A 939-nucleotide genomic window follows, 5' to 3' on the forward strand; every position below is an offset into this window, starting at 1 on the left:
ATGCAACTCAACCGCCGCCCCCGCAAAACCCTGGGCTTTCAAACACCAGCCGAGAAAATGGCCGCACTGATAAACTCAACCGAAACATAAGACGTGTTTCCACGACCACTAGAATCCGCCCATGAGAAGGGCGTGCCGGATTCCATCAATATCGCTACGAGGGCGGTTGCACCAGGCAACATTATTTATGTCAACGCCTTGAATGTCGGTACACGGGCCTGCGAGAACCCGGAGTTTGCACAAACAGCGATGATGGCCGTGCTCGCTAAGGACAACCATGTTTCCGAGAGCGCAGCCCGCCGAGGTATCGGGCTATTGTACCGCACCCGCGATATGCGCGGTGCCAGCATCGTCTGCGCTGAAACCGGTGAGCGTCTAGATACCCATGGGCAACGCGGTGTTCGGGTGGGAACATTTGATTGGGCTAATTCTCCTTGTGCCGAGTCGAAGAACCATCGGGCTGATGCCGTTGCTTTAGCATCCAAGGCTCTTGCTGCGCCGGGCATTGTCGCGGAAGTCTGTATTGCCGATGACCTGAGCTACACCACGGGTTATGTTGCGGTCGAAGGTTCCTATACGGCTTTGCGCAACGTCAAGGCTGAAGGCGGGAAACAAGGTGGACGTGTCTTGTTCTATTCAGGCGCACCTAGTGCACTTCCGGAGACAGAGCAGTGGCTGCGTGAAAAGCCTGTCCTTGTGGAAGGTTCTTGGCAATGAGCCTGGAAGACTGGGCATTCAGTTCCAATGCTTCGTGGTGTGAGCGTGGTCTGGAAAGAACCGAAAAGGTGAAGCGTCCTGGGTTTAGTTCCTACCTCAGGTAAGGAAGGATTGAACTATGCCTAGAAAGTATTCCGTCGAGTTCAAGGAGAAGGCGGTCCATCAGATCATCGAAATGGTCCGCCTGGAGTCTTGCTCACTGCAACGCGCCTACACAGAGGT

At 54.7% G+C, this 939-nt stretch carries 1 protein-coding gene; it reads left to right on the plus strand.

Annotated features, from left to right (window positions below; all coding sequences use genetic code 11):
* Window positions 1-93: 93 nt before the first annotated feature.
* Window positions 94-717 carry a 6-carboxyhexanoate--CoA ligase gene (locus MHK09_RS11620; protein ID WP_366511743.1) on the plus strand — a complete coding sequence of 208 codons (624 nt, stop codon included), beginning with the start codon at window positions 94-96 and terminating at the stop codon, window positions 715-717.
* Window positions 718-939 lie beyond the last annotated feature (222 nt).

It is taken from the genome of Corynebacterium tuberculostearicum, from assembly GCF_022347235.1.
Classification (GTDB): domain Bacteria; phylum Actinomycetota; class Actinomycetes; order Mycobacteriales; family Mycobacteriaceae; genus Corynebacterium; species Corynebacterium tuberculostearicum_F.